Genomic DNA, 20,777 nt, shown 5'->3' on the forward strand with positions numbered 1-20,777 from the left:
AAAGCCTTGCTGCCTAAATAAGTGAAATCAGATTTGATGTTGATATCCTTGAATTCAGCCTTTCCACAGTTACTGAAAGCGAAATCGCCAATGCTTGTGATACCCTCAGGGATATATCCACTTGTCATAGATGAACACTCATCAAAAGCATGATTGCCGATCTCTGTAACTGTTTTTGGAATAGTTATAGTTTCAACACCATTGAAGTGATAAAACGCATAATCAGAAATTCTTTTACCGTCAAGGATAGTGATCTTTTTAAGAGACTTAGGAATATATCTGTAGCTTCCATTTGAATTATAGAAAACGTAATAGCTTTCGCCGTTGCCGCTTAAGAAGTAGTTATTTAATTCACTTTTTACTTTAGGATTGTCAGAAGATTCTGCACTGAATCCAGCGAAAGGAAGAGTGAGATCAACGAGAGATTTACAACCGCTGAAAACAAAGCTTCCGATACCGTCGGCACCGCCCTTGATAACAGCAGATTCGAGTGCAGAACAATCACTGAATGCATATTCGCCGAGTTTTTTAACGGTTTCAGGAATTTCGATAGATGTTATTCCTGTAAGTCCTGCGAAAGCATATGAGCCTATTTCTGTGATAGTATCGGGAATAGGCACATCATCTAATAAAGAGCAGTTATAGAAAGCATAATTTCCGATAGTGGTGATCGACTTAGGTAATATAAGCTTTCCGTCAGGAGTTTTATCATTTTCGCTGTAGCTTAATTTTGGAAGAGAAGAACAGTTTTTGAAAGCATTATTACCTATGCGCTTGATTGTATCAGGCATAATTATTGAGGTCATGTTTGTACAGTCATTGAATACGTTATTGCCTATACTTGTAATGATATTTGTTTTTCTTTCTTCCTCATTTTCAGTATCACAGTCGTTTTGAATAATAACATTTTTTATAGTTGATGGTTTACGGAAAGGTGAGGAACCGAAATCATACATATCACCATGTCCGCAGATGTAAAGATATCCGTTAGGATAAAGTAAGTAAGAGATGTTATCACCGAGTGAGCCTGTCTCTGCGATGATCTGATCCTTATCAGAGGAAAGTGCAGGGAGTGTCTGTGTTACCATTACCTTTTTTGTGGTAACAGCCTTTGTAACAGGAGCACCTGTTACAGACTTTGTATCACCATGGGAATAACCTTTGACTTTTCCGTCGTCATCAACTTTTACATTTTCCTCAAATGTCTTATCCTGTGAAGTATTCTTTACTGTAATTGTGCCTGATTCCAAAACATTTCCTTCATAAGTAATGGTATATGAATATGTTCCGGGCAGGCAGTAGAATGTTGCGCCGTATCCGTCGATAGTAGCTTCCTTATCGTCAAGCTTGACTACAGCAGGGATATATCCGCCGTCAGCCGTGCTTGTGACCATAAATGTAGTTCTGTATCTGTTATAATCGCACTTTCCAAAACCAAAGCCGTTATCTATAGAGGCGTAGAAATTAAGGAATGGAAGAGGAACGGTTACTGTTATGATATTTTTTTCTTGTGCTTTTCGCAGTATTGTTGCTTTCATGTTGCACTCTACGATAAAATCAACAGTACCGTTAAGACATAATTTGCAGGCATGGTAAGAATCGCCGCCTCCGGATGTAATGATTACTTTATCATCAGGTTCTTCGGCGCGTTTTGCAAATTGATCGAAAATTTCTCCGATGTCACCTTCGACAGTTATCTTGACACCTGCCTTGAAATCAAAGCCAACTGAACCTATGTGCTTATTAAAGAGTACAAGCTTTGGATATAATTCAAGACCTGCATATATTTCGCCGCAGACCTTCATATCCGCTGTCATGTTTTTTTCTTGGAAAAGCTCTGTTCTGTTTTTGAATTTACCGTCTTTGATCTCAAAACCGATTATATTTTCCCATTTTACGGTTATCTCGATATTACCGCTTATTTCTACAAAGAAACGTGGTTCGATATCAATAAGTATACCTGGTACAGAGGTCGGTAATACCAGACTTGCAATTGTAGCTCCCAAAGATAATGCTTTATCATTATGCATTGAGAAAAATGCAGAACCTGAGAAGCCGAGGGTAAATTTAAGAGCGGGAGTTATTTTTAAGAGATATTCGATGTTTACAGTACTTAAACTGATATAGAAGTTAAGACTGCCCTCTATAGTAAGTGTGCCTGAAACTTCTTTATTACCTTCAAAGTTACCGTGTTTTTCAATTACGCCATCGTGAGGATCCTTTGTTTGGGGATCAAGAAGGGATTTCAGATTAAAAGTCTTTTTCTTGCTGATCTCATATTCTACAGCCTCATACTCCGGCATTTCATATGTAAAGTCAAAAGAACCATCATCGTTAATAACAACGTTGCCGTTTTCATCAATATTCGGGAATGAAATGCCTTCATCAGCACAGGACGCATCTATCTGTGCCTTGCTCATGTCAGCATTAGTCTCTATCTTTACGAAATCAAACATTTCGTCGATCTCATCATTACCCGATACGGTTACGGTATCACCGTTGGTTTTGATATCCTCTACTTTTACGGCGATAATGTTTTCTTCGTCAGGCTGGATGAAGAAAAGTTCACCTTCCTGAAGTGAAGAAACTGTTTCGTCTGCGTTGTCGAATACGAAAACATTGTTGTCGTAGTCAGCAGAAACGAGAGTATTCTGCTCTTCAGAGCTTTCTGCCTGTACAGTATCCTCGTTGAGGACAAGGAAGTTAGTTGTTTCATCTTCATCAAGATTAACTACTTGTTCCTGATCGAATGCTGTTATGTCAGTTGCAATGATCTCCTGAACATCTTTTGTGAATCTGTTTACTGCATAATCTTCTCCCACCGGGCGGTTAAGCTTATCGAACAGCTGAGCTTTTACGATATAATACTGCGGAAGCTTTGAGGTGTCAGCCTTGATCTCGCTGTTGACAAGCTTACCAGCCCCAACAGAAGTTTCAACGCTGAAGGCGTTTTCGTTGGTCTCATCGTTTATGAATGAAACAACGATCTTTGCTTCCGTTGGCTGTGTAGATGCGACACGTACAATACCTGTTTCACTGTCGAATTCCAGAGATGTTATCTGGAACTGAGAAACGTCATAGTCTTGTTTGAGTGGATTTTGTACGTTCTTTTTTTCAGCTTCCTTGTTGAGAAAGTTACCCAGCGAGTTAGTAGCTTTGATGTCAAACTCGTTTGAAAAAGGCTTGTCTTTCTCGTTAGCTGCATTTGCTTCACGACCGGCACTTTCAGATGCCTGATTTGGCATAACTGCTGTAGTACACATAACTGCACTCAGCAATCCTGCTATTAGTCGGTTTCTAAGCATTTTTTATCATTCCTCCTTGATGCATATAATTGGTACAATATACCAATTATATATTATATGCAAAAATATACAATTTGTCAATGAAATTTTTAGCAATTTCAGTTCTGACTAACCATAAATTGCGATTGGTTGAACAACAGATTTCTGTATGTAAATCGGCAAATGCTTAATATCCCGAAAACAGACTTGTTCTTTATTGTACATGGTATATAGAAAACAATATAGCTCGTTCGGGGAAAGGCGATTTTGAATGTCTTTTCAAATAAAAAGATGCAGTTTTCTTACAGTGATCCTCAAAACCACTTTGAAGATGCAGTGATTTTGGATTTTGAATGCTGTGATAATTGACATTTTGACAATTTTGATATATAATATATAAAATATGTTTTTACGCAAACAACATGATATGGGGGGAGCGCATTGAAAAAATATTTGGGGCAGATAATATTTAATGTGATCGTTGCTGTGATAGCGGTATTGCTTTTCGGCTGTACGGATCTGCTTGATAATGCAGTATTGTCGATAATAGCGATCATTGCCACGGTCGCACTTTTGTCATGGGGTAATTATTATTTTATCAAGGCGGCAAGCCTCGGAAGAAAGGCATTTCAGCGAGCGTACATAATTGATGAGCACACCTTTGAGTCTTTGAATCAGCCCGAGGATTATATTGCTGTAATGAAGGACCTGAAGGATTATGCTCCATGCAGGCATGACGCTTCCAAACTTGTTGAGCAGTGGGAGGTATTTCAGAAGAAATCCGCTACTCTTGAAACTATCAGCGGCGGAGCAGGTGTCTATGAGCTTGTAAATCAGGATATCCAGTCGGTAATGCTCAGCAATATGCTGCTTTTTATGAAAAGGACGGCTATAATACAGTCTGCATCCCGCAATGGTGAGTTAAATATCCATAAGGATTACCTGAGAATGTTAACAGGAAGAAATGAAAAGATACTCAACGATTATACCAATCTTCTTATCGAGGTCTCGCAGCTTACAGACAGCGAAAGAAAGAATACCGAGATAAAATCGTTAAGTCTTATAATAGAGTCTATACATGATTATAAGAAAGAAATGGAAAGTGAGGATATATAATGAATAAAAGCAAATCACCCGTTATAATCGCAGTTATCGGCGCACTTGTAACAATGATACTCATAATAGTAGTAATAAACAGCAATTCATCTAAGAAAGAAGGCAAAAAGTCATCTGTTTCGCAGAAGGAGGCGTCCCAGAGCCTTGAGGACTGCCTTAAAAATATCAAGGTAGTGAATGCCGAAAAGGTCAAGGGAACTGTTGATTACTCCGATAAGGGCGCAGCAAATCTGCCGAATATAGATACAAAATATCCTCTTACAGTTAAGGGTACTGGTGATGTTGACATAGAGATATTCTCAACATCTGAAAAGGCAGGAAAGAACAACAACGGCTGGCTCAATGAGACAGCTGAGGAGTTCAACAAACAGGGTCAGCGTCTTTCAAACGGCAAGACGGTCTCAATAAGCGTAAGAAGCATACCTTCAGGAGCTTCCTGCGATTATATCACAAATAACGTATATATCCCACAGGCTTATACGCCTTCAAACGAGCTTTTCGGTGAGCTTGCTTCCGAAAACGGTGCAAAGCTCAAGCTTGAAGCAGAGTCGCTGGTATCAAACGTTGCGGGAATTGCAATATCACGTTCTGCTGCATCTGCTCTTAACTCAAAAGCCGGCGCTGTTAACTTTGAAACTATAGTTGATGCAGTTGTAAGCGGCGATCTTCAGATGGGTTATACCTATCCTTATACATCTGCAACAGGACTCAACTTCCTTGTGAATGCGCTCCAGCACTTTGACAGCAGCGATATGCTCAGCAGCAATGCTATCGGAAAGTTCCAGCAGCTCCAGAAGGGAATACCTTTTGTATGCTATACTACCGATCAGATGGTAAACGCTATGCAGAGCGGAACACTTCAGGCAGGCGTTGTTGAATACCAGGCTTATACAAACAGTGCTGTATTAAAGGGCGGCTATGATTTTATTCCATTTGGCTATAAGCACAGCAATCCGCTTTACAGCGTAGGTGATCTTTCGGCAGATCAGCAGGAGGCACTTTCTGTATTCCTCAGATATGCTCTCAGCGACGGTCCGCAGGCTCATGCAAGAGAGTACGGATTTGATCCCGATAATTCATTCAGCTACAATACCACAAAGCTCAGCGGAGCAAATATAATCAGCGCACAGCGCCTCTGGAAGGAAGAAAAGGACTCGGGCACACCTACAGTTGCTCTCTTTATTGCCGATGTTTCGGGAAGTATGGGCGGCGATCCTCTTGCGAGACTGAAAGAATCCCTCCTTGAAGCTTCTAAGAACATAAAGCCTGACAACTATGTCGGACTTCTTTCATACAGCGATAATGTAACATTAGAGCTTCCGATATCACAGTTCACTCTCGAACAGCAGTCTTACTTTGCAGGCGCAGTAGAGAGAATGAGAACAGGCGGAAATACCGCAACATATGATGCTCTGCTGGTAGGCGTTGATCTTATAAATAAGTACAAGGAGACTGTTCCTGATGCAAAGGCAATGATATTCCTTCTCAGTGACGGACAGTGCAACGAGGGAATTGACTACAAACCGGCGGCAGATATAGTTGATTTCTATGGCATACCGATCTATACTATCGGATATAACGAAGATATCGACTCGCTGAAGGATCTTTCCTCAATAAATGAAGCTGTATACATAGATGCAGACAGCGACGACGTTGTTTACGAGCTTGCAGCTCTCTTCAACGCACAGATGTAAAAAACAGACAGCCTGACATTTCGTCAGGCTGTTTTTATGTGATATGAAAAATTTTGTTTAATTATGAATTGTAAGCGGGGATTATTTGTAGGGAACACGGTCCTCGCGTTCCTCAATAGTTTTTGAAATTTTCAAAGCCGACAGATAAACTGTCGGCTTTTGTGTTAGGTGATTACCACGTTATAGTGGAATGACTGTGAATGTAGAATTCCTCCTGACTCGGCTGCCAGCCCTTTTCCTTAGGCGGGAACAGCTTGTCGAACTCCTCCACAGCTTTTTCATCGTCACACGGTTTATCAACATCGCTTGGGTGATAGAACCATTTGCGTCCGTCGAGAGCATCTTCCTTTAGCACTCTCACCAGCAGAGCGGCAGGGAACACATCTCCTTCAAAGCAGACATTGTACTTTTTGCAGCTTTTGTAGCCGCTGGATACATAATTATCGGGATTTCCGAAGTTTATAACGGTATCGTATCCCATTTTCTCTGCTATTCTGAATGTATGTGCAAGAAGTGCCTTACCGAAGCCTCTGCGCTGATACTCGGGGAGTACACAGAGCGGACCCATAGTAACTACGGGCTTAACATTGCCCTGTTCGTCTGTGAGCGTTGCCTTGCAGTACATAACACTTGCCGCAACTTTTCCGTCAACCTCGATAACGTAGTCGAGCTCGGGGATAAAGTCTGCATGGTCTCTCATTATGTGTATGAAATAATGCTCAAAGCAGCCCGGTTTGCTTAAATTCCAGAATGCTTCCCGTGCGAGATTTTCGACCTCGCGGTAGTCGTCTTTAGTTTCCTTGCGAATGATGTAGTCAAATTTATTCATTTTTTATTCCTCCTGAATTAGCTGACAAGACACGGGAGGTTTGTGTGAGATAGTAAATTCGCAAACCGCCCGTTTACGCTGCTATCTCAGTTCTGTTATTATTTTTCAAACAACTTCTCCTTAAAAATATATTATGAAATACAGAGAATGTATTTCTGATTGCATTATACTGCAAAAAGCATCATATGTCAATACTTTACGGTACTTTTTATCTGAAATCCCTGCAAACGTATTTTCCCTTGTATTCGTATACAGTGCAGCGTTTAAGTATGAGTTCGCTGTAATTATTGAACATATATCTTTCGGTATTTATGATACGACCGTCGGGGAGCTTTACCTTATAGGAATAATAGTGTGATCTGTCGCCTATTTTGCGTACAGTATCATAATCAATAAGTTCGGCATTTTTATGGCATATGCCCTTTGTGATGATAATATGGCATCTTATCTTATAGATTACCCAGAGAATAAAAACTGCTACAGCTATAAGTGCGAAAGCGATTACATACGGTGAAAGTGTCAGTATATTCAATTCTCTGAGAAACTGACTGTATGGGACATGGCGTTTCAGGCACAGGAAAAAGGCTATGATAAAATAAAATGCAATAAATATCAGCATGACCACAACAGCGGTCAATAAGCTGTCACCATGGGAGCTCCAGTCGGGCTTTCTTTTTTTTGACTGTTTTTTCATATTATTTCAGAGCTTCAATAAGCTCGGGCAGCTCGCTGAATTTTGCAAGCTTCGGGACAGTCTGCTTTATTTTTCCAAAACCGTAAGCGGCATGGATAAAGTCGATGCCTGCCTGCATGGTAGCGTCATAATCACCCTGTATATCGCCAATATACCAAGCCTTGTCAAGCTTGTTCCGCTTTACTATGAGTGCAATATTATCGCCTTTGCTTTTGAGATTATTGCCGTAGCACTCGATATCGTCAAAGTATTTTCCAAAGCCGTAATGCTCAAGAAATGTCTCGATATAGCCTGTCTGGCAATTGCTGACGATGTAGAGATGATACTTTTCTTTAAGGCGTATGAAGGTCTTTTCAAGGTCGGGGTAGAGGACTCCTCCATGCTTCAATAGGTACTTGTTTTCGTTCTCGCAGCACTTGTCAAGGAGCTCCATGCGTTCTTTCTTTGAGAGAGTACCGAAAAGCTTGTCTGCTATCTTATCCATAGTAAGTCCCATTACTCCCATAACGTTCTCTTTTGTAATGTCATGGAGCTTGTATTCGGTTTTGCGGACCACCTCTGTCCACGAAGCGGCAACGTTTTCCGAGGAGTCCCAGAGAGTGCCGTCCATATCAAATATCAATCCTTTTTTCATTTTTCTTCCACCATTCTGCTGTATATTTCATCGAGCTGTGCTCTGTCGGGCTTTACATCATCAAGTATTGTTATCCTGCCTGTTCTGACAGTACGTGCTTTCTCCCATATATCCGCGAACATATCTTTATTAATGCCGTAAGACTCAGGATTTATGTCCAGTTTATAAGTGCGGAAGAAATCGAGCATTCCCTGAGGACTCTGTCCCTGAAAAATACAGGCAGGTATGCTACCGAGAGCAACTGCAAGTCCGTGGGATATTTTTACATCGGGGTAATACTCCTCGATGGCATGGGCAAAAAGGTGCTCACTTCCGCTGCACGGACGGGAAGAGCCTGCTATTTCCATTGCAAGTCCGCCCATAACAAGGGCTCTTGAAAGGATACGTATGAATACACGGCTTTTCATGTCCTTTTCGTCGCAGTGATATACCGAGTCATAGCTCATACGGCTGAGGGCGTAAGCAAAGTCGTCAACGCGGGAATTTGTTTTTGCCGCGGATAGCTTCCAGTCGAAAAGAGCGGTATGCTTGGCTATAGTATCACCGATACCTGAAAGAGTCTGCCCCTCGGGAGCGTTTATTATCATATTCGTATCGACTATTATAGCAGTCGGTATCTTGCAGGCAAAGGTCTTTCTTGCCTTACCGTAGGTCTCAAGAACGGAGAATGGCGAAGCGAGTGAATCGTTGCTGAGAGAGGTGGGCATACATATATATACAGCCTTGCTGATATGAGCGGCGTATTTTGCGGTATCAAGGACTCTTCCGCCGCCGATGCCGATAATTACCTTTACATCTTCAACGCAGACCTTTTTGGCTATGGAAACAGCTTCGTCAAAGCTTGCACTTTTCATTGCGACTATCTCGGCATTGCCGAAATCATGGCTTATATCCGTTATCTTCTCCTTGTATATGCCGATGAGGAATTCCTCGGAGATGATGATAGTTTTTTGTCCGATTATCTCGGGAATGTATCTCTTTACTATCTCATCTGAGTGAAAAAATGCGTCTTCCTCAACTGCAAGGCATATGGGAAGGTTAAATCGTGTGTGCTGGTTCATATGATTACCCCCTAAAAATAATGTTACAAATATTGTACCACATTATCAGATAATATGCAATGAAAAAGCTTTACGAAACAGTAAATAAAAAATTTCTGAAAAATTTTTCAAAAAACCCTTGACATCTTACTGTTAATATGATATTATCATATTAGAAATAACAGAGAAGGTGATAAAAATTAAAGGCATAAGGTCATAATTAAACAAAGGTTAACAAATTATACTTGACTCACATATGGGGAACGAGGTATAATTGAGTTATAATATTTTTCATAGGAGGTCATGAGATAATGAAAAAGTTTTTGGTCGTAGTTGATATGCAGAAGGACTTTATTGACGGAGCTCTCGGCTCAAGGGAGGCTTGTGCAATAGTTCCTGCTGCTGTAAAAAAGATAGAAGGCTTTGAAGGTGAGATATTTGCAACCTTTGATACTCATTTTGATGATTATATGGATACGGCAGAGGGAAAAAAGCTCCCTGTACCGCACTGCATAAAGGGTACTGAGGGCTGGCAGCTCAACAAGGATATCTCGGCTGCATTGAAGAGCAAGGGCTTTACTCCTGTGGAGAAGTATACATTCGGTTCTGTTAAGCTCCCCGAGCTTATAAGAAAGGCAGCAGGCAGCGAGGAGTTCAGCATTGAGCTTATCGGTCTCTGCACGGATATATGCGTTGTGAGCAATGCTCTCCTGCTTAAAGCAAGCTTTCCCGAAGTGCCTATGGCTGTGGACGAAAAGTGCTGTGCAGGCGTAACTCCCGAAAAGCACAACGCTGCAATAGAAACAATGAAAAGCTGTCAGATAGACATATTATAATTCTGAAAGGAGATAGCTATGAAACTCGAACCTATCGTTATTTCACTTCTTGATACAGACCTTTACAAATTCAATATGGATCAGGTCATTTTCCACAAGCATACCGACCTCTGCGGACAGTATTTCTTCAAGTGCCGCAATAAGGACGTTGTTTTCACACCCGAAATGGTGCAGGAGATAAATGAGCAGATAGACCACCTCTGTACACTTACTTTCAAAAAGGAGGAGCTTGATTATCTTCGTTCCATACGCTTTATCAAGGACGATTATGTGGAATTCCTCAGATTATGGAGACCTATCCGCGATTACGTAACAGCTGAGCTGAAGGACGGAGAGCTTGTTATTGAAGTAAACGGTCCGCTTTTCTCGGCTATGCAGTTTGAGATATATCTCCTTGAAATTGTCAATGAAGTCTACTTCCGTATGAAGTTTGACTACGAGAAGCTGAAAAAGTCTGCCGAGGAGCGTCTTGACGCTAAGATAAAGGCAATGAACGACGGTACTTATACATTCAAGTTCGCTGAATTCGGCTGCCGCAGAAGACTTTCACGCGAATGGGAGGACGTTGTTGTAAAGAGATTTGTTACCGAGACAAAGAACTGTGTAGGTACTTCAAATGTTTACCTTGCAATGAAGTATAATGTAACTCCTATCGGTACTTATGCACACGAATTCGTGCAGATGTATCAGGGAATCGACTCTATACCGCTTGCTTATACAAACCACTATGCAATGAAGGACTGGTATGACGAGTACGACGGCGATAACGGAACTGCTCTTACGGATACTGTTACAACTGACCTGTTCCTGCTGGATTTCAACCGTTCTATGGTCAATAACTATACAGGTGTGCGTCACGACAGCGGTGATCCTTATGAGTGGGGCGAAAAAATAATAGCTCACTATAAAAAGTACGGAGTTGACCCGAAAACAAAGCTCCTTCTTTTCAGCGACAGCCTTGATTTTGACAGAGCTCAGAAGCTTTATGACTATTTCTGCGACAAGACAAAGGTATCCTTCGGTATCGGTACTTTCTGCTCGAATGATACTGAGGAAAAGGCTCTGAATATCGTTATCAAGCTCCAGTACGTAAACGGCAGACCCGTTGCAAAGCTGTCTGACGATATCGGAAAGGCTATGTGCAGAGATGAGGAGTATCTCGGCTATCTGAAACGCTCTGTTGAGTTCAGATTGAAAAGGGAAGCCAAGAACTGATATAGTATATTAAGCCATAGTGCTGCCGATTTTCGGAAGTGCTGTGGCTTTTCCTTTGAAGTGCTTCTCTATAAAGGGGCTGAAAAATGACAAAATTCAACGGATAACCATTGATTATCAGAAAAATAATTTTTAAATTCGGCTTTATGACTAATACCACATATCTGAAATTGTACAGTTTTACAGGATAACATTGTTGTTTTATTCATACAGATATGTTATACTATATAATATAAAAAAATTGACAACAAGGAGATGCGAAATGGATACTCTTTTTTCTGTTATCATACCTGCTCATAATGAGGAAAAATATATAGGAAAGTGCCTGCGTTCAATAAAACGTGCGGCAAAGGAAATAAAAGAAAAGGTGCAGATAGTAGTTGTCGCTAATCGCTGTACCGACAGGACTGCCGCTGTTGCCGAGCATTACGGCGCTATGGTCGTCGAGAACGAGGACAGGTGCATCAGCAGTATAAGAAATGCAGGAGTTAAGGCTTCCTGCGGTAAAATTATCGTTACTATAGATGCTGACAGTATTATGACTAAGGGCACTTTTGCGGAGATAAAGAAGCTTCTTTTCTCGGGTAAGTATATCGGCGGAGGAGCAATGCCCAAGTTTGACCGTATGTCTCTCGGTATCGCGGTTTCTACTGCCTATGTTGCTTTAAATCTTATACCTGTTATGATAAAAAGCGGAGGTATGCTTTCGGGAACTATGTTCTGGTGCAGGCGAAGGGACTTCGATAAGATAGGCGGATTTGATGAGAGTCTGGTTAGTCTGGAGGATATGGACTTTGCAAGGAGGCTGAAGGCTCTCGGAAAGAAATGCGGAAAGAAATACGGTACGCTGAGAAAGTCCCGTGTTATTACTTCAAGCCGTAAATTCGATGAATTCGGTGACTGGTACCTGCTGAAGGACCGCAAGCTTACAAAGGCTATTTTTACAGGCAGGGATAGAAAGGCTGCCGATAAGTTCTATTACGATGTAAGATAAGCGGGATATTCATTGAAAAGCATGAACTATTGAGCCGCAATTATTGCTATTTCCACGCTTTTATGGTATAATGAATGTAAAACATTCATTATACATGATTTAAAGCCCTTGCAGATACGCAAATCAAAGATTTGCTCCCTGCAATCGGGCAATTATACCATAACGCTTCGCTTTTATGGTATAATGAATGTAAAACATTCATTATACATGATTTAAAGCCCTTGCAGATACGCAAATCAAAGATTTGCTCCCTGCAATCGGGCAATTATATCATAACGCTTCGCTTTTATGGTATAATGAATGAAAACATTCATTATACATGATTGGAGAGTTTAATGTTTACTAATAATTATAAAATGGCTGATAAGGTCATAGAAGTGAACTCCATATACGAAAAGGTTCACCATTATTGCAGGGAATACCTGACGGACGAGCCTGCTGATTTTTCGGTGACTATAGCTCAGGAGGATATTGCTTTTGAAAAGCGTAAGTCCGATTCGGAATATGCTTTTGAGGGCTTGCCGCTGCCTGACTTTACCGAGGATATGCTGGAGGAAACGGCTGTTTACCGCAAAATAGCCGAGAAAATGCCTGAATATGATACCTTCGTATTTCACGGTTCTGTGATAGCAGTTGACGGGCAGGGATTTCTGTTCACTGCAAAATCGGGAACAGGCAAGTCTACTCATACAAGGCTTTGGCGTGAATATTTCGGCGAAAGAGCGGTAATGGTCAATGACGATAAGCCCATGCTCAGGATAACAGACAGGGGAGTTACCGCATATGGTACGCCGTACAACGGAAAGCACGGTCTCGGCTGCAATATATCGGTGCCGCTGAAGGCTGTGTGCATACTTACGCGCGGAGAGAAAAACAGTATCGTCCGTATTGGAAAGTCAGAGGCTTATGCGATGCTGCTTCAGCAGGTATACCGTCCTCAGGATCCGCTGAAAATGGCGAAAACCATTAAACTTGTGGACAGACTGGCTGAGAATACGGAGCTTTACAGGCTCGCCTGCAATATGGATATCGAAGCGGCACAGGTCGCATATAACGGAATGAAAGGTTGATTGTTATGAAGCTTAATAACTCATTTATCACTCACGACGACGGAGATCAGAAACTCCTTGTATCTACAGGTGCAAGCGAGTTTTCGGGACTTGTCCGCAGCAATGAAACAGCAGGCTTTATCATAGGCTGCCTCGAAAATGAGACTACAGAGGCTGAGATAATTGAGAAAATGCAGCAGAAATACGACGGTCCTAAGGAAGCTATGGAGCGTGATGTAAAGAAAATAATCGGGCAGCTCAGAAAAATCGGAGCTTTAGATGAATAAGTCTACTTTCGAGGAACAGCTTGAAAAAAACGGTAAGCTGATCTATACAAATAAAGGGGACAGTATGATGCCGCTTATCAAGCAGGACAGGGATCTGGTTGTGATCGAGCCTGTCAGCGGAAGGCTGAAAAAGTACGACGTCCCTCTTTATAAGCGTGACAGCGGACAGTACGTTCTTCATCGTATACTAAAGGTAAGAGATGAGGATTATGTCATATGCGGCGATAATCGCTGCGTAAAGGAGTACGGTATCACAGACAGGCATATTATAGGTGTCCTGACGGGGATAGTGCGCAAGGGGAAAGATGTCTCGGTGAAAAGCCTGAAATACAGGCTGTATGTTCATCTGTGGTGCGATCTTTTTCCTGTCCGTGCTTTTATTATCCGTGCAGTTCATAAACTTCAGAAAATGAAAAGGAAGAAAGGGAATTTATAAGTCATGGATTATTTATGTACCGTCAGTCTGCAAGATAAACGATATGGGAATATGCTCCATGAAGAGTAATGCAGTAAAATGGCTTTATGCAGTCACAGGAAGGAAAAAATGGGGCATACTCTGGCTGATGATAGTCAATGCGCTTCACGGTGCAAGCGGTGTTCTGTATGCGCTTCTGCTGCGCAATATCGTTGACAGCGCAGTTGACGGCAACAGGAAGGGCTTCGTTTACTATGTTGTAATGGTAATACTTCTGGTGCTTGCGCAGGTGGCTATGCGTGCGTTGATACGCTGGCTGGAGGAGCTTTCCCGTTCTTCCCTTGAAAATCTGTTCAAGCAGCGGCTGCTCAACAATATCCTCACAAAGGATTTCGGGACAGTAAGTGCGGTGCACTCAGGTGAGTGGCTCAATCGTCTGACAAATGACACGGTAGTAGTTGCACAGAACAGCGTGGATATTCTTCCCGGACTTGCGGGAATGACCGTGAAAATGGTAAGTGCAATGGCAATGATGATATATCTCGATCATCGCTTTGCAATGGTGCTGCTGCCTGTGGGAATAGTTCTGTTTTTTGCTACATACGGCTTCAGAAAGGTGCTGAAAAGACTGCACAAGAGCATACAGGAGCGTGACGGCAGGCTGCGTGTATTTTTGCAGGAACGCCTTGGCAGTATGATGATGATACGTTCATTTGCAGCCGAAAAGCAGACCGAGGAAGAAGCTCTCGAAAAAATGTCAGAGCATAAAAAGTCACGCATGAAGCGTACACGTTTTGCTAATCTCTGTAATATCGGCTTTCAGACAGGTATGCAGGGAATGTATGTAGGCGGCGTTATCTATTGCGGATACGGTATACTCACAGGTGCTATAAGCTACGGAACGCTTACTGCAATAACTCAGCTCATTTCGCAGATACAGTCGCCGTTTGCAAATATTACAGGCTATCTGCCGAAGTTTTACGCTATGACGGCAAGTGCCGAGAGACTTATGGAAATAGAGGATTTCGATAACGACAGCAGCGTTACGGCTATGGATATAGCCGAGACCCTTGACTATTACCGCGGCAGCTTCAAGGCTCTGGGGCTTGATAATGCAAGGTTTGCTTATTATCCTTCGGGCGAAAGCGTTCGTAAGCTTAGCAAGGATACCATGCCTGTAGTTCTGGACAATATCAGCGTTGAAATAGGAAAAGGACAGTATGTGGCGTTTACGGGACACAGCGGCTGTGGAAAATCTACGGTTTTGAAGCTGCTCATGTGCATTTACAAGCTTGACAGCGGACGGCGTTACATAACCGATAAAAACGGAAATACCGAGGAACTGTCGGCTAAGTTCCACAGACTTTTTGCATATGTTCCACAGGGAAATCAGCTTATGAGCGGCACTATCCGCGACGTGGTGTGCTTTGCTGATAAGAGCGGTCGCAATGACGATGAGCGCATAGGCAATGCGCTGAAAATAGCCTGTGCAGACGGATTTGTCAGCGAGCTCGATGAGGGTGCTGATACACTTCTCGGTGAGCGCGGAACAGGTCTCTCGGAGGGACAGATGCAGCGTATCGCCATTGCAAGGGCTGTATATTCGGAATGTCCTGTACTGCTTCTTGATGAGGCTACAAGTGCTCTTGATGAAGCGACTGAGCGGAGAGTGCTGGAAAATCTGAAAAATATGACCGATAAGACTGTAGTTATAGTCACTCATCGACCTGCTGCTCTTGAAATATGTGACAGGATACTGCAATTTACCGAAAAGGGCGTGATAGAAAATGGAAAAGAGTGAATTCAGAAAAAATGCCGAGGACATGATATACCTTACAGCTTGTGCTATAAACGGTATTACTCCGAAGCAGGAGCGGATAAACACTCTTGATATGCCCAAGCTCTTTGAGGTTTGTCAGAACCATATCCTCACTGCCTGTACAGCCTACGCTCTGGAGTCGGTCGGCATCAAGGGCAATGACTTTTCACAGGCAAAGGAGAAGGCTATCCGCAAGAATATTCTTCTCGACGCTGAACGCGCAAAGGTACTGCGCAGGCTTGAAGATGAAAAGATATGGTATATGCCGCTGAAGGGCGCTATCATGAAGGACTGGTATCCTAAGCTTGGTATGCGGCAGATGTCGGATAATGATATACTCTGCGACGGTGAAAAACGGGCGGATATAAAGGCGCTCATGCTCGATATGGGCTTTACCTGCGAGCACTACGGCGAAAATAATGATGATGCTTATTTCAAGCCCCCTGTGTGTAATTTCGAGATGCATAACGAGCTTTTTACAGGCGGTCATATAGGTAAGCTTCACAGCTATTATGACGATGTGAAAAGCAGACTTATTAAGGATAAGAATAACGGATACGGCTATCATTTCAGTGATGAGGACTTTTATATCTACATAACTGCCCATGAATACAAGCATTTTACGAGCTGCGGTACAGGTGTGCGCTCGCTTTTGGATACATACATTTTCATGCGCAGATTTAAGGACTCGCTTGATCTCGATTATATCGCTAAAGAGCTTGAAAGGCTGGATATTGCTGACTTTGAGCGTGATAACCGTGAGCTTGCGATGAAGGTGTTCTCATTGAAGCCGCTCACAGATGCGGAAAAGCAGCTTCTTGACTATTATATCCTGTCGGGCGTTTATGGTACGCTGGACAATAGAGTAAAAAACGATATGAAATATCGTGTCAATGGTTCTAAGCTGGGATATCTGAGGTACAGGCTTTTTCCGCCTGCGGATTATGTCAGAGCATCTGTTCCGTGGGCAAAAAAGAGCAGACTGCTTCTGCCTGCGGCGTATGTATACAGGTTTTTCCGCGGTGCTTCCGTTAACAGAAAAGGCGTTAAAAAACAGCTGAAGCAGATAGGAAAAAAGTAATAGGATCAGCTGAAAAAATACATATAAATATGAGCGTTCTCTGTATCAACAGGGGGCGCTTTTTCTTGTTTATGGCTTAAACAGGCAGTTTGCAGCTTATAGCTTTTTTCTATAAAAAACAATAAGTGTTTCGTATTGGACAAAAACCTATCGGTATGGTATGATTAGTTCATCAAAGAAATACTGGAGTGAGAAAATATGAAAAATTACAGACATATCTTAAATTCGGAGCGAATGCGATGTTGCATTTGAAACGGTAAATAATCAATAATTCGGAAAATATTTTTAAGGTATGAAAGGTGATAAATATGAATAATAAATATAAAGTGATCGCTGCAATTGCAGCTCTCTCATTACTTACAGGCTGCGGTGCATTCAATAACAACAGCAGCAGTTCAGAAACAACTACAGAGGCTAAGACAGAAGCAACTACAGCAGCTGAGGAAACAAAAGACTGCTGCAAGGACAAGGAAGAGGACTGCTGCAAGGATAACATTGCTGACTGCTGCGGAGACAGCGCAGAAGCAACTCTCGGAAAGCCCGAGAAAACAGATCTGAACATAGGCTACCTCAATTCGACTGCTCATTTGCTCGCATTCGTTGCACAGGAGGAGGGCTACTTCAAGGAGGAGGGACTTAAAGTTACTCTTACACAGTTCTCCAGTGCTGCCGAGCTTGTAAACGGTATCGAGTCCGATAAGCTTGATGTTGCTTTCATCGGCTCTGTTTCCACACTTACTTTCCTCAGCCAGGGACATGATATCTCGGTTATCGGCGGAGCAATGACAAACGGTCACGGCTATGTTATAAAGTCTGAATTCGCGGACAAGGACGAGCAGGGCGTTGAGATACTCAAGGGCAGAAACGTTGCTTCCGTAAAGAACAGCGTTCAGGACGCAGAGCTTCAGATACTTCTGAAGGACGCAGGCATTGAGATAGGCGAAGGCAAGGACAAGGTGAATATCGTTTACTTTGACAGCCAGAAGGACGCTTATGCAGCTCTTCTCAACAAGAATATAGATGCAGCTTCTGCATATTCTCCTTACACTTCACTTGCCAAGTCTCAGGGATATAAGGTAGTTTACTACTGCGCACATGAAAAGGCACTGGAAAATCAGCCATGCTGCCGTCAGGTCGCTAAGACAGCTGCTGTAAACAGTAATCCGAATACATTTACTGCTCTTGAAAGAGCATTTATCAAGGCTTACCACTTTACACAGACCGATCACAAGAAAACTATCAAGGACGTTAAGAAATACATCGACATAGAGGAAGATTTCATAGATACAGAGGTATACGGCGGATTTAGCGTTTCAAGCCCCGATCCTGATAAGCAGGGTACACTTACTCTCAAGGATACTATCGTAGAGCTTGGCTACACTGAGGACTTCGATATTGAGCCACACTATAACACAGACATCTACAAGAAGGCTCTCGAAAGCATCTTAGCTGAAAATACCGATGATATCTACACATCATTAAAGGAGCATTTTGATGACTACGAATAAGATAGAGATCAAAGATCTCACGGTAAATTACATAGAGAACAAGCGAAGCTTCAACGCACTCCATGACGTTTCCTTCGGCGTTGGCAGGGGAGAGTTCGTCAGCGTTATCGGTGCAAGCGGCTGCGGAAAGTCTACACTTTTAAGTGTGCTTGAGGGACTTTATACTCCAGCAGGCGGCTCGGTACAGATCGACGGCAAGGAGCTTCACGGCACAGGTACAGAACGCGGAGTAGTGTTTCAGCACTACTCGCTGTTCCCGTGGATGACTACAAGAAAGAACATAGAGTTCGGTATAAAGCAGTCCCGTCACGATGTAAAGCGCAGTGAACGCGCTAAGATCGCAGACGAGTTCCTTACAAAGGTTGGACTTACAGGCTTCGGCAGCAAGTATCCTTCACAGCTTTCAGGCGGTATGCAGCAGCGTGCAGCTATCGCAAGAGCACTTGCTATGAATACGGAGATACTTCTCATGGACGAGCCTTTCAGCGCTATCGACGCTAAGAACCGCGTTATATTGCAGGAGCTTCTTCTCAAGCTCTGGGAGGGCGACGGCAGCGAGGAGCGCAAGACCGTAGTTTTCGTAACTCACGACATTGACGAGGCTATACTTCTTTCCGATAAGATAGTAGTTCTCACAGCTCACCCAGGTACAGTAAATGAAGTTGTAAATGTACCATTTGAGCGTCCACGCAGACGCGAGGACTTAGTAAAGACCGATGAATACGGCAAGTTCAGAAACAGGCTGCTTTCACTGCTCTACAGCGATATTGCAGAGCGTATCGGCGGAGATGAGGTGGTATTATGACAGCAAAAAAACGCTATCTCCGCGTAACACATCTGCTTTTCATAGTTCTGCTGCTAATACAGCTTCTTCCCGATAAATCAACAAAGGAAGTTTTCACAAGCTCGCTTATAACCTTTGCTGTCGGACTTGAAGTTGTTGTTCTTGCGGCTTCGGCATTTATCAAAAAAGAAGAAGGACTTGCACTTCTCCTTGATATAACCGGTTTTGTATACGTAGTTCTTGCAGTATGGTCACTTGCTACGGCAAAGTACAATGTACTGAATGATCTGCTTTTCCCTGCACCCGGAAAGGTCATACATCAGTTCGCTGAGGACAGATCGGCTATACTTACAAATATAGTAAGCTCACTTGGAACTACTATTAAGGGCTTCGTTCTTGCATCTGCTGTTGCTATACCTCTGGGACTTTTCATTGGCTGGAGCGCAAGAATAGGCGGAGCTGCAACTTATATCACTAAGTTTTTCAGCTCGATACCGCCGATAGTTTACATACCTTACGGTATCGCACTTCTTCCTACATTTAAATCAGTATCAGTATTTGTTATCTTCCTTGCAACCTTCTGGCCTGTATTTGCAGGTACAATGAGCGGTGTTCTCGGCGTAGACAAGAAGATAATCGACTCGGCAAAGGTGCTGAATGTAAGCAAGCACGAGATGCTGTTCAGAGTAATACTTCCAGCGTCCTTGCAGCAGATATTCTTAGGCTGCAATCAGGGACTCAGCGTTTCCTTCATACTCCTTACATCTGCTGAGATGATAGGTGCTCGTGACGGAATGGGCTATTACGTAAAATATTACTCCGACTTCGGTGACTATACACGTGCTATCACAGGACTCCTCGTTATCGGTTTTGTTGTTATAGGTGTTACTTTCCTGTTCAATAAGCTCCAGAACCGACTTTTAAGGTGGAAACGATGAGCGCAGAGCCTGCGCCCCCTTACCATGTTGGCACCCGTAAACTCGCTCACTCTTATCAATGCTGATAATCGTACATCGTTTACAGAACATTTTACACGTGCGGATAATATCCGCCCCTACAGCGCAGAGCCTGCGCCCCTTTAAGGTGGAAAGAATGAAAAAATATAAGATGATAAAGCCAGAGAGCGATGATTGTTCGTTCTTTGGCTTTTTTATTTTAGAACTAAGAACTAAGAGCTAAGAACTAAGTGTAGGGGGCGATATCCCGTTGCCCGTCAAACAAAATTATATATACGCACGGGTGGCGAAACGCCTGCCCCTAAAATCTTAGCTCTTAGATCTTAGATCTTAATTCTGGATCAACAAAATCTATAAAACCTATCTGAATTATATAATAATTCTATAACTATTGCTGAATATAGTCTAAACCTATTGACAATGTAGGCGAACCGTGTTATAATACATACAGTTCCGATAGGAATACAGAGATTTGATGAAAAGGAGTGCTGAACATGAGAAACAATATTATGTGTTGTATGCAGTGTTGTTGTATGAATAAT

The 20,777-nt window shown here is 42.6% G+C and carries 18 protein-coding genes; 13 read left to right on the forward strand and 5 right to left on the reverse strand.

The annotated features are described in order from the left end of the window. Window positions 1-3,305, reverse strand: a 3,305-nt coding sequence (locus BUB28_RS13205; protein WP_072952016.1) for a leucine-rich repeat domain-containing protein, incomplete at its 3' end; no start/stop codon positions are given. A gap of 420 nt (window positions 3,306-3,725) precedes the next feature. On the opposite strand from BUB28_RS13205, the gene BUB28_RS13210 reads away from it, so the two are divergent. Both BUB28_RS13210 and BUB28_RS13215 read left to right on the forward strand, forming a co-directional pair. Continuing rightward, complete coding sequence (locus BUB28_RS13210) at window positions 3,726-4,400, forward strand: hypothetical protein (protein ID WP_072952017.1); 675 nt, start codon at window positions 3,726-3,728, stop codon at window positions 4,398-4,400. Then, window positions 4,400-6,094, forward strand: coding sequence for a vWA domain-containing protein (locus tag BUB28_RS13215; protein WP_072952018.1), 1,695 nt, complete (start codon window positions 4,400-4,402; stop codon window positions 6,092-6,094). Before BUB28_RS13210 ends, BUB28_RS13215 begins: the two co-directional genes overlap by 1 nt. Before the next feature lie 172 nt (window positions 6,095-6,266). Here BUB28_RS13215 and BUB28_RS13220 read toward each other — a convergent pair whose 3' ends face one another. From BUB28_RS13220 to BUB28_RS13235, 4 genes are all read right to left on the reverse strand, one after another. Continuing rightward, window positions 6,267-6,923, reverse strand: a complete 657-nt coding sequence (locus tag BUB28_RS13220; protein WP_072952019.1) for a GNAT family N-acetyltransferase — start codon at window positions 6,921-6,923, stop codon at window positions 6,267-6,269. Window positions 6,924-7,131: 208 nt separating this feature from the next. Next, window positions 7,132-7,617, reverse strand: a complete 486-nt coding sequence (locus tag BUB28_RS13225; protein WP_072952020.1) for a hypothetical protein — start codon at window positions 7,615-7,617, stop codon at window positions 7,132-7,134. A 1-nt stretch (window position 7,618) separates the two neighbouring features. Then, window positions 7,619-8,251, reverse strand: a complete 633-nt coding sequence (locus BUB28_RS13230; RefSeq protein WP_072952021.1) for an HAD family hydrolase — start codon at window positions 8,249-8,251, stop codon at window positions 7,619-7,621. Then, complete coding sequence (locus BUB28_RS13235) at window positions 8,248-9,312, reverse strand: iron-containing alcohol dehydrogenase family protein (protein WP_072952022.1); 1,065 nt, start codon at window positions 9,310-9,312, stop codon at window positions 8,248-8,250. The genes BUB28_RS13230 and BUB28_RS13235 overlap by 4 nt, the downstream gene beginning before the upstream one ends. A gap of 290 nt (window positions 9,313-9,602) precedes the next feature. On the opposite strand from BUB28_RS13235, the gene BUB28_RS13240 reads away from it, so the two are divergent. The 11 genes from BUB28_RS13240 to BUB28_RS13290 all read left to right on the forward strand — a co-directional run bounded on the left by BUB28_RS13240 (window position 9,603) and on the right by BUB28_RS13290 (window position 20,217). Then, the gene (locus tag BUB28_RS13240; RefSeq protein WP_072952023.1) at window positions 9,603-10,127 is read left to right on the forward strand and encodes a cysteine hydrolase family protein; all 525 of its coding nucleotides are present in this window, start codon (window positions 9,603-9,605) and stop codon (window positions 10,125-10,127) included. 18 nt (window positions 10,128-10,145) lie between these two features. Then, entirely contained in the window at window positions 10,146-11,342 is a 1,197-nt protein-coding gene (gene pncB, locus BUB28_RS13245; RefSeq protein ID WP_072952024.1) for a nicotinate phosphoribosyltransferase, read from the forward strand. Window positions 11,343-11,604: 262 nt separating this feature from the next. Next, the gene (locus BUB28_RS13250) at window positions 11,605-12,336 is read left to right on the forward strand and encodes a glycosyltransferase (RefSeq protein WP_072952025.1); all 732 of its coding nucleotides are present in this window, start codon (window positions 11,605-11,607) and stop codon (window positions 12,334-12,336) included. 335 nt (window positions 12,337-12,671) lie between these two features. Further along, window positions 12,672-13,406 (forward strand): hypothetical protein, encoded by a 735-nt coding sequence (locus BUB28_RS13255; protein ID WP_072952026.1) that lies wholly within the window; start codon window positions 12,672-12,674, stop codon window positions 13,404-13,406. Between the two features lie 5 nt (window positions 13,407-13,411). Then, window positions 13,412-13,672 carry a PqqD family protein gene (locus BUB28_RS13260; RefSeq protein WP_139277561.1) on the forward strand — a complete coding sequence of 87 codons (261 nt, stop codon included), beginning with the start codon at window positions 13,412-13,414 and terminating at the stop codon, window positions 13,670-13,672. Next, window positions 13,665-14,108, forward strand: a complete 444-nt coding sequence (locus BUB28_RS13265; RefSeq protein WP_072952028.1) for a S24/S26 family peptidase — start codon at window positions 13,665-13,667, stop codon at window positions 14,106-14,108. Before BUB28_RS13260 ends, BUB28_RS13265 begins: the two co-directional genes overlap by 8 nt. A 58-nt stretch (window positions 14,109-14,166) precedes the next feature. Next, on the forward strand, window positions 14,167-15,888 hold the full coding sequence (locus BUB28_RS13270) for an ABC transporter ATP-binding protein (RefSeq protein WP_072952029.1): 1,722 nt from the start codon (window positions 14,167-14,169) through the stop codon (window positions 15,886-15,888). After that, entirely contained in the window at window positions 15,875-16,987 is a 1,113-nt protein-coding gene (locus tag BUB28_RS13275; RefSeq protein WP_072952030.1) for a nucleotidyltransferase domain-containing protein, read from the forward strand. The genes BUB28_RS13270 and BUB28_RS13275 overlap by 14 nt, the downstream gene beginning before the upstream one ends. Before the next feature lie 308 nt (window positions 16,988-17,295). After that, window positions 17,296-18,495, forward strand: coding sequence for an ABC transporter substrate-binding protein (locus BUB28_RS13280; RefSeq protein WP_072952031.1), 1,200 nt, complete (start codon window positions 17,296-17,298; stop codon window positions 18,493-18,495). Then, window positions 18,482-19,300: an ABC transporter ATP-binding protein gene (locus BUB28_RS13285; RefSeq protein WP_072952032.1), complete on the forward strand. Its 819-nt coding sequence runs from the start codon at window positions 18,482-18,484 to the stop codon at window positions 19,298-19,300. Before BUB28_RS13280 ends, BUB28_RS13285 begins: the two co-directional genes overlap by 14 nt. Continuing rightward, on the forward strand, window positions 19,297-20,217 hold the full coding sequence (locus tag BUB28_RS13290; RefSeq protein ID WP_072952033.1) for an ABC transporter permease: 921 nt from the start codon (window positions 19,297-19,299) through the stop codon (window positions 20,215-20,217). Before BUB28_RS13285 ends, BUB28_RS13290 begins: the two co-directional genes overlap by 4 nt. Window positions 20,218-20,777: the final 560 nt, after the last annotated feature.

The organism is Ruminococcus flavefaciens (assembly GCF_900143025.1).
In the GTDB taxonomy this organism is placed as follows: Bacteria; Bacillota; Clostridia; order Oscillospirales; family Ruminococcaceae; genus Ruminococcus; species Ruminococcus flavefaciens_I.

Excerpts from the sequence above, each read along its gene's own strand:
- BUB28_RS13250 (WP_072952025.1), top strand. The coding sequence starts at position 11,605 with ATGGATACTCTTTTTTCTGTTATCATACCTGCTCATAATGAGGAAAAA.
- BUB28_RS13280 (WP_072952031.1), top strand. The coding sequence starts at position 17,296 with ATGAATAATAAATATAAAGTGATCGCTGCAATTGCAGCTCTCTCATTA.
- BUB28_RS13260 (WP_139277561.1), top strand. The coding sequence starts at position 13,412 with ATGAAGCTTAATAACTCATTTATCACTCACGACGACGGAGATCAGAAA.
- BUB28_RS13275 (WP_072952030.1), top strand. The coding sequence starts at position 15,875 with ATGGAAAAGAGTGAATTCAGAAAAAATGCCGAGGACATGATATACCTT.
- BUB28_RS13270 (WP_072952029.1), top strand. The coding sequence starts at position 14,167 with ATGAAGAGTAATGCAGTAAAATGGCTTTATGCAGTCACAGGAAGGAAA.
- BUB28_RS13255 (WP_072952026.1), top strand. The coding sequence starts at position 12,672 with ATGTTTACTAATAATTATAAAATGGCTGATAAGGTCATAGAAGTGAAC.
- pncB (WP_072952024.1), top strand. The coding sequence starts at position 10,146 with ATGAAACTCGAACCTATCGTTATTTCACTTCTTGATACAGACCTTTAC.
- BUB28_RS13265 (WP_072952028.1), top strand. The coding sequence starts at position 13,665 with ATGAATAAGTCTACTTTCGAGGAACAGCTTGAAAAAAACGGTAAGCTG.
- BUB28_RS13240 (WP_072952023.1), top strand. The coding sequence starts at position 9,603 with ATGAAAAAGTTTTTGGTCGTAGTTGATATGCAGAAGGACTTTATTGAC.
- BUB28_RS13230 (WP_072952021.1), bottom strand. The coding sequence starts at position 8,251 with ATGAAAAAAGGATTGATATTTGATATGGACGGCACTCTCTGGGACTCC.
- BUB28_RS13285 (WP_072952032.1), top strand. The coding sequence starts at position 18,482 with ATGACTACGAATAAGATAGAGATCAAAGATCTCACGGTAAATTACATA.
- BUB28_RS13225 (WP_072952020.1), bottom strand. The coding sequence starts at position 7,617 with ATGAAAAAACAGTCAAAAAAAAGAAAGCCCGACTGGAGCTCCCATGGT.
- BUB28_RS13235 (WP_072952022.1), bottom strand. The coding sequence starts at position 9,312 with ATGAACCAGCACACACGATTTAACCTTCCCATATGCCTTGCAGTTGAG.
- BUB28_RS13215 (WP_072952018.1), top strand. The coding sequence starts at position 4,400 with ATGAATAAAAGCAAATCACCCGTTATAATCGCAGTTATCGGCGCACTT.
- BUB28_RS13290 (WP_072952033.1), top strand. The coding sequence starts at position 19,297 with ATGACAGCAAAAAAACGCTATCTCCGCGTAACACATCTGCTTTTCATA.
- BUB28_RS13220 (WP_072952019.1), bottom strand. The coding sequence starts at position 6,923 with ATGAATAAATTTGACTACATCATTCGCAAGGAAACTAAAGACGACTAC.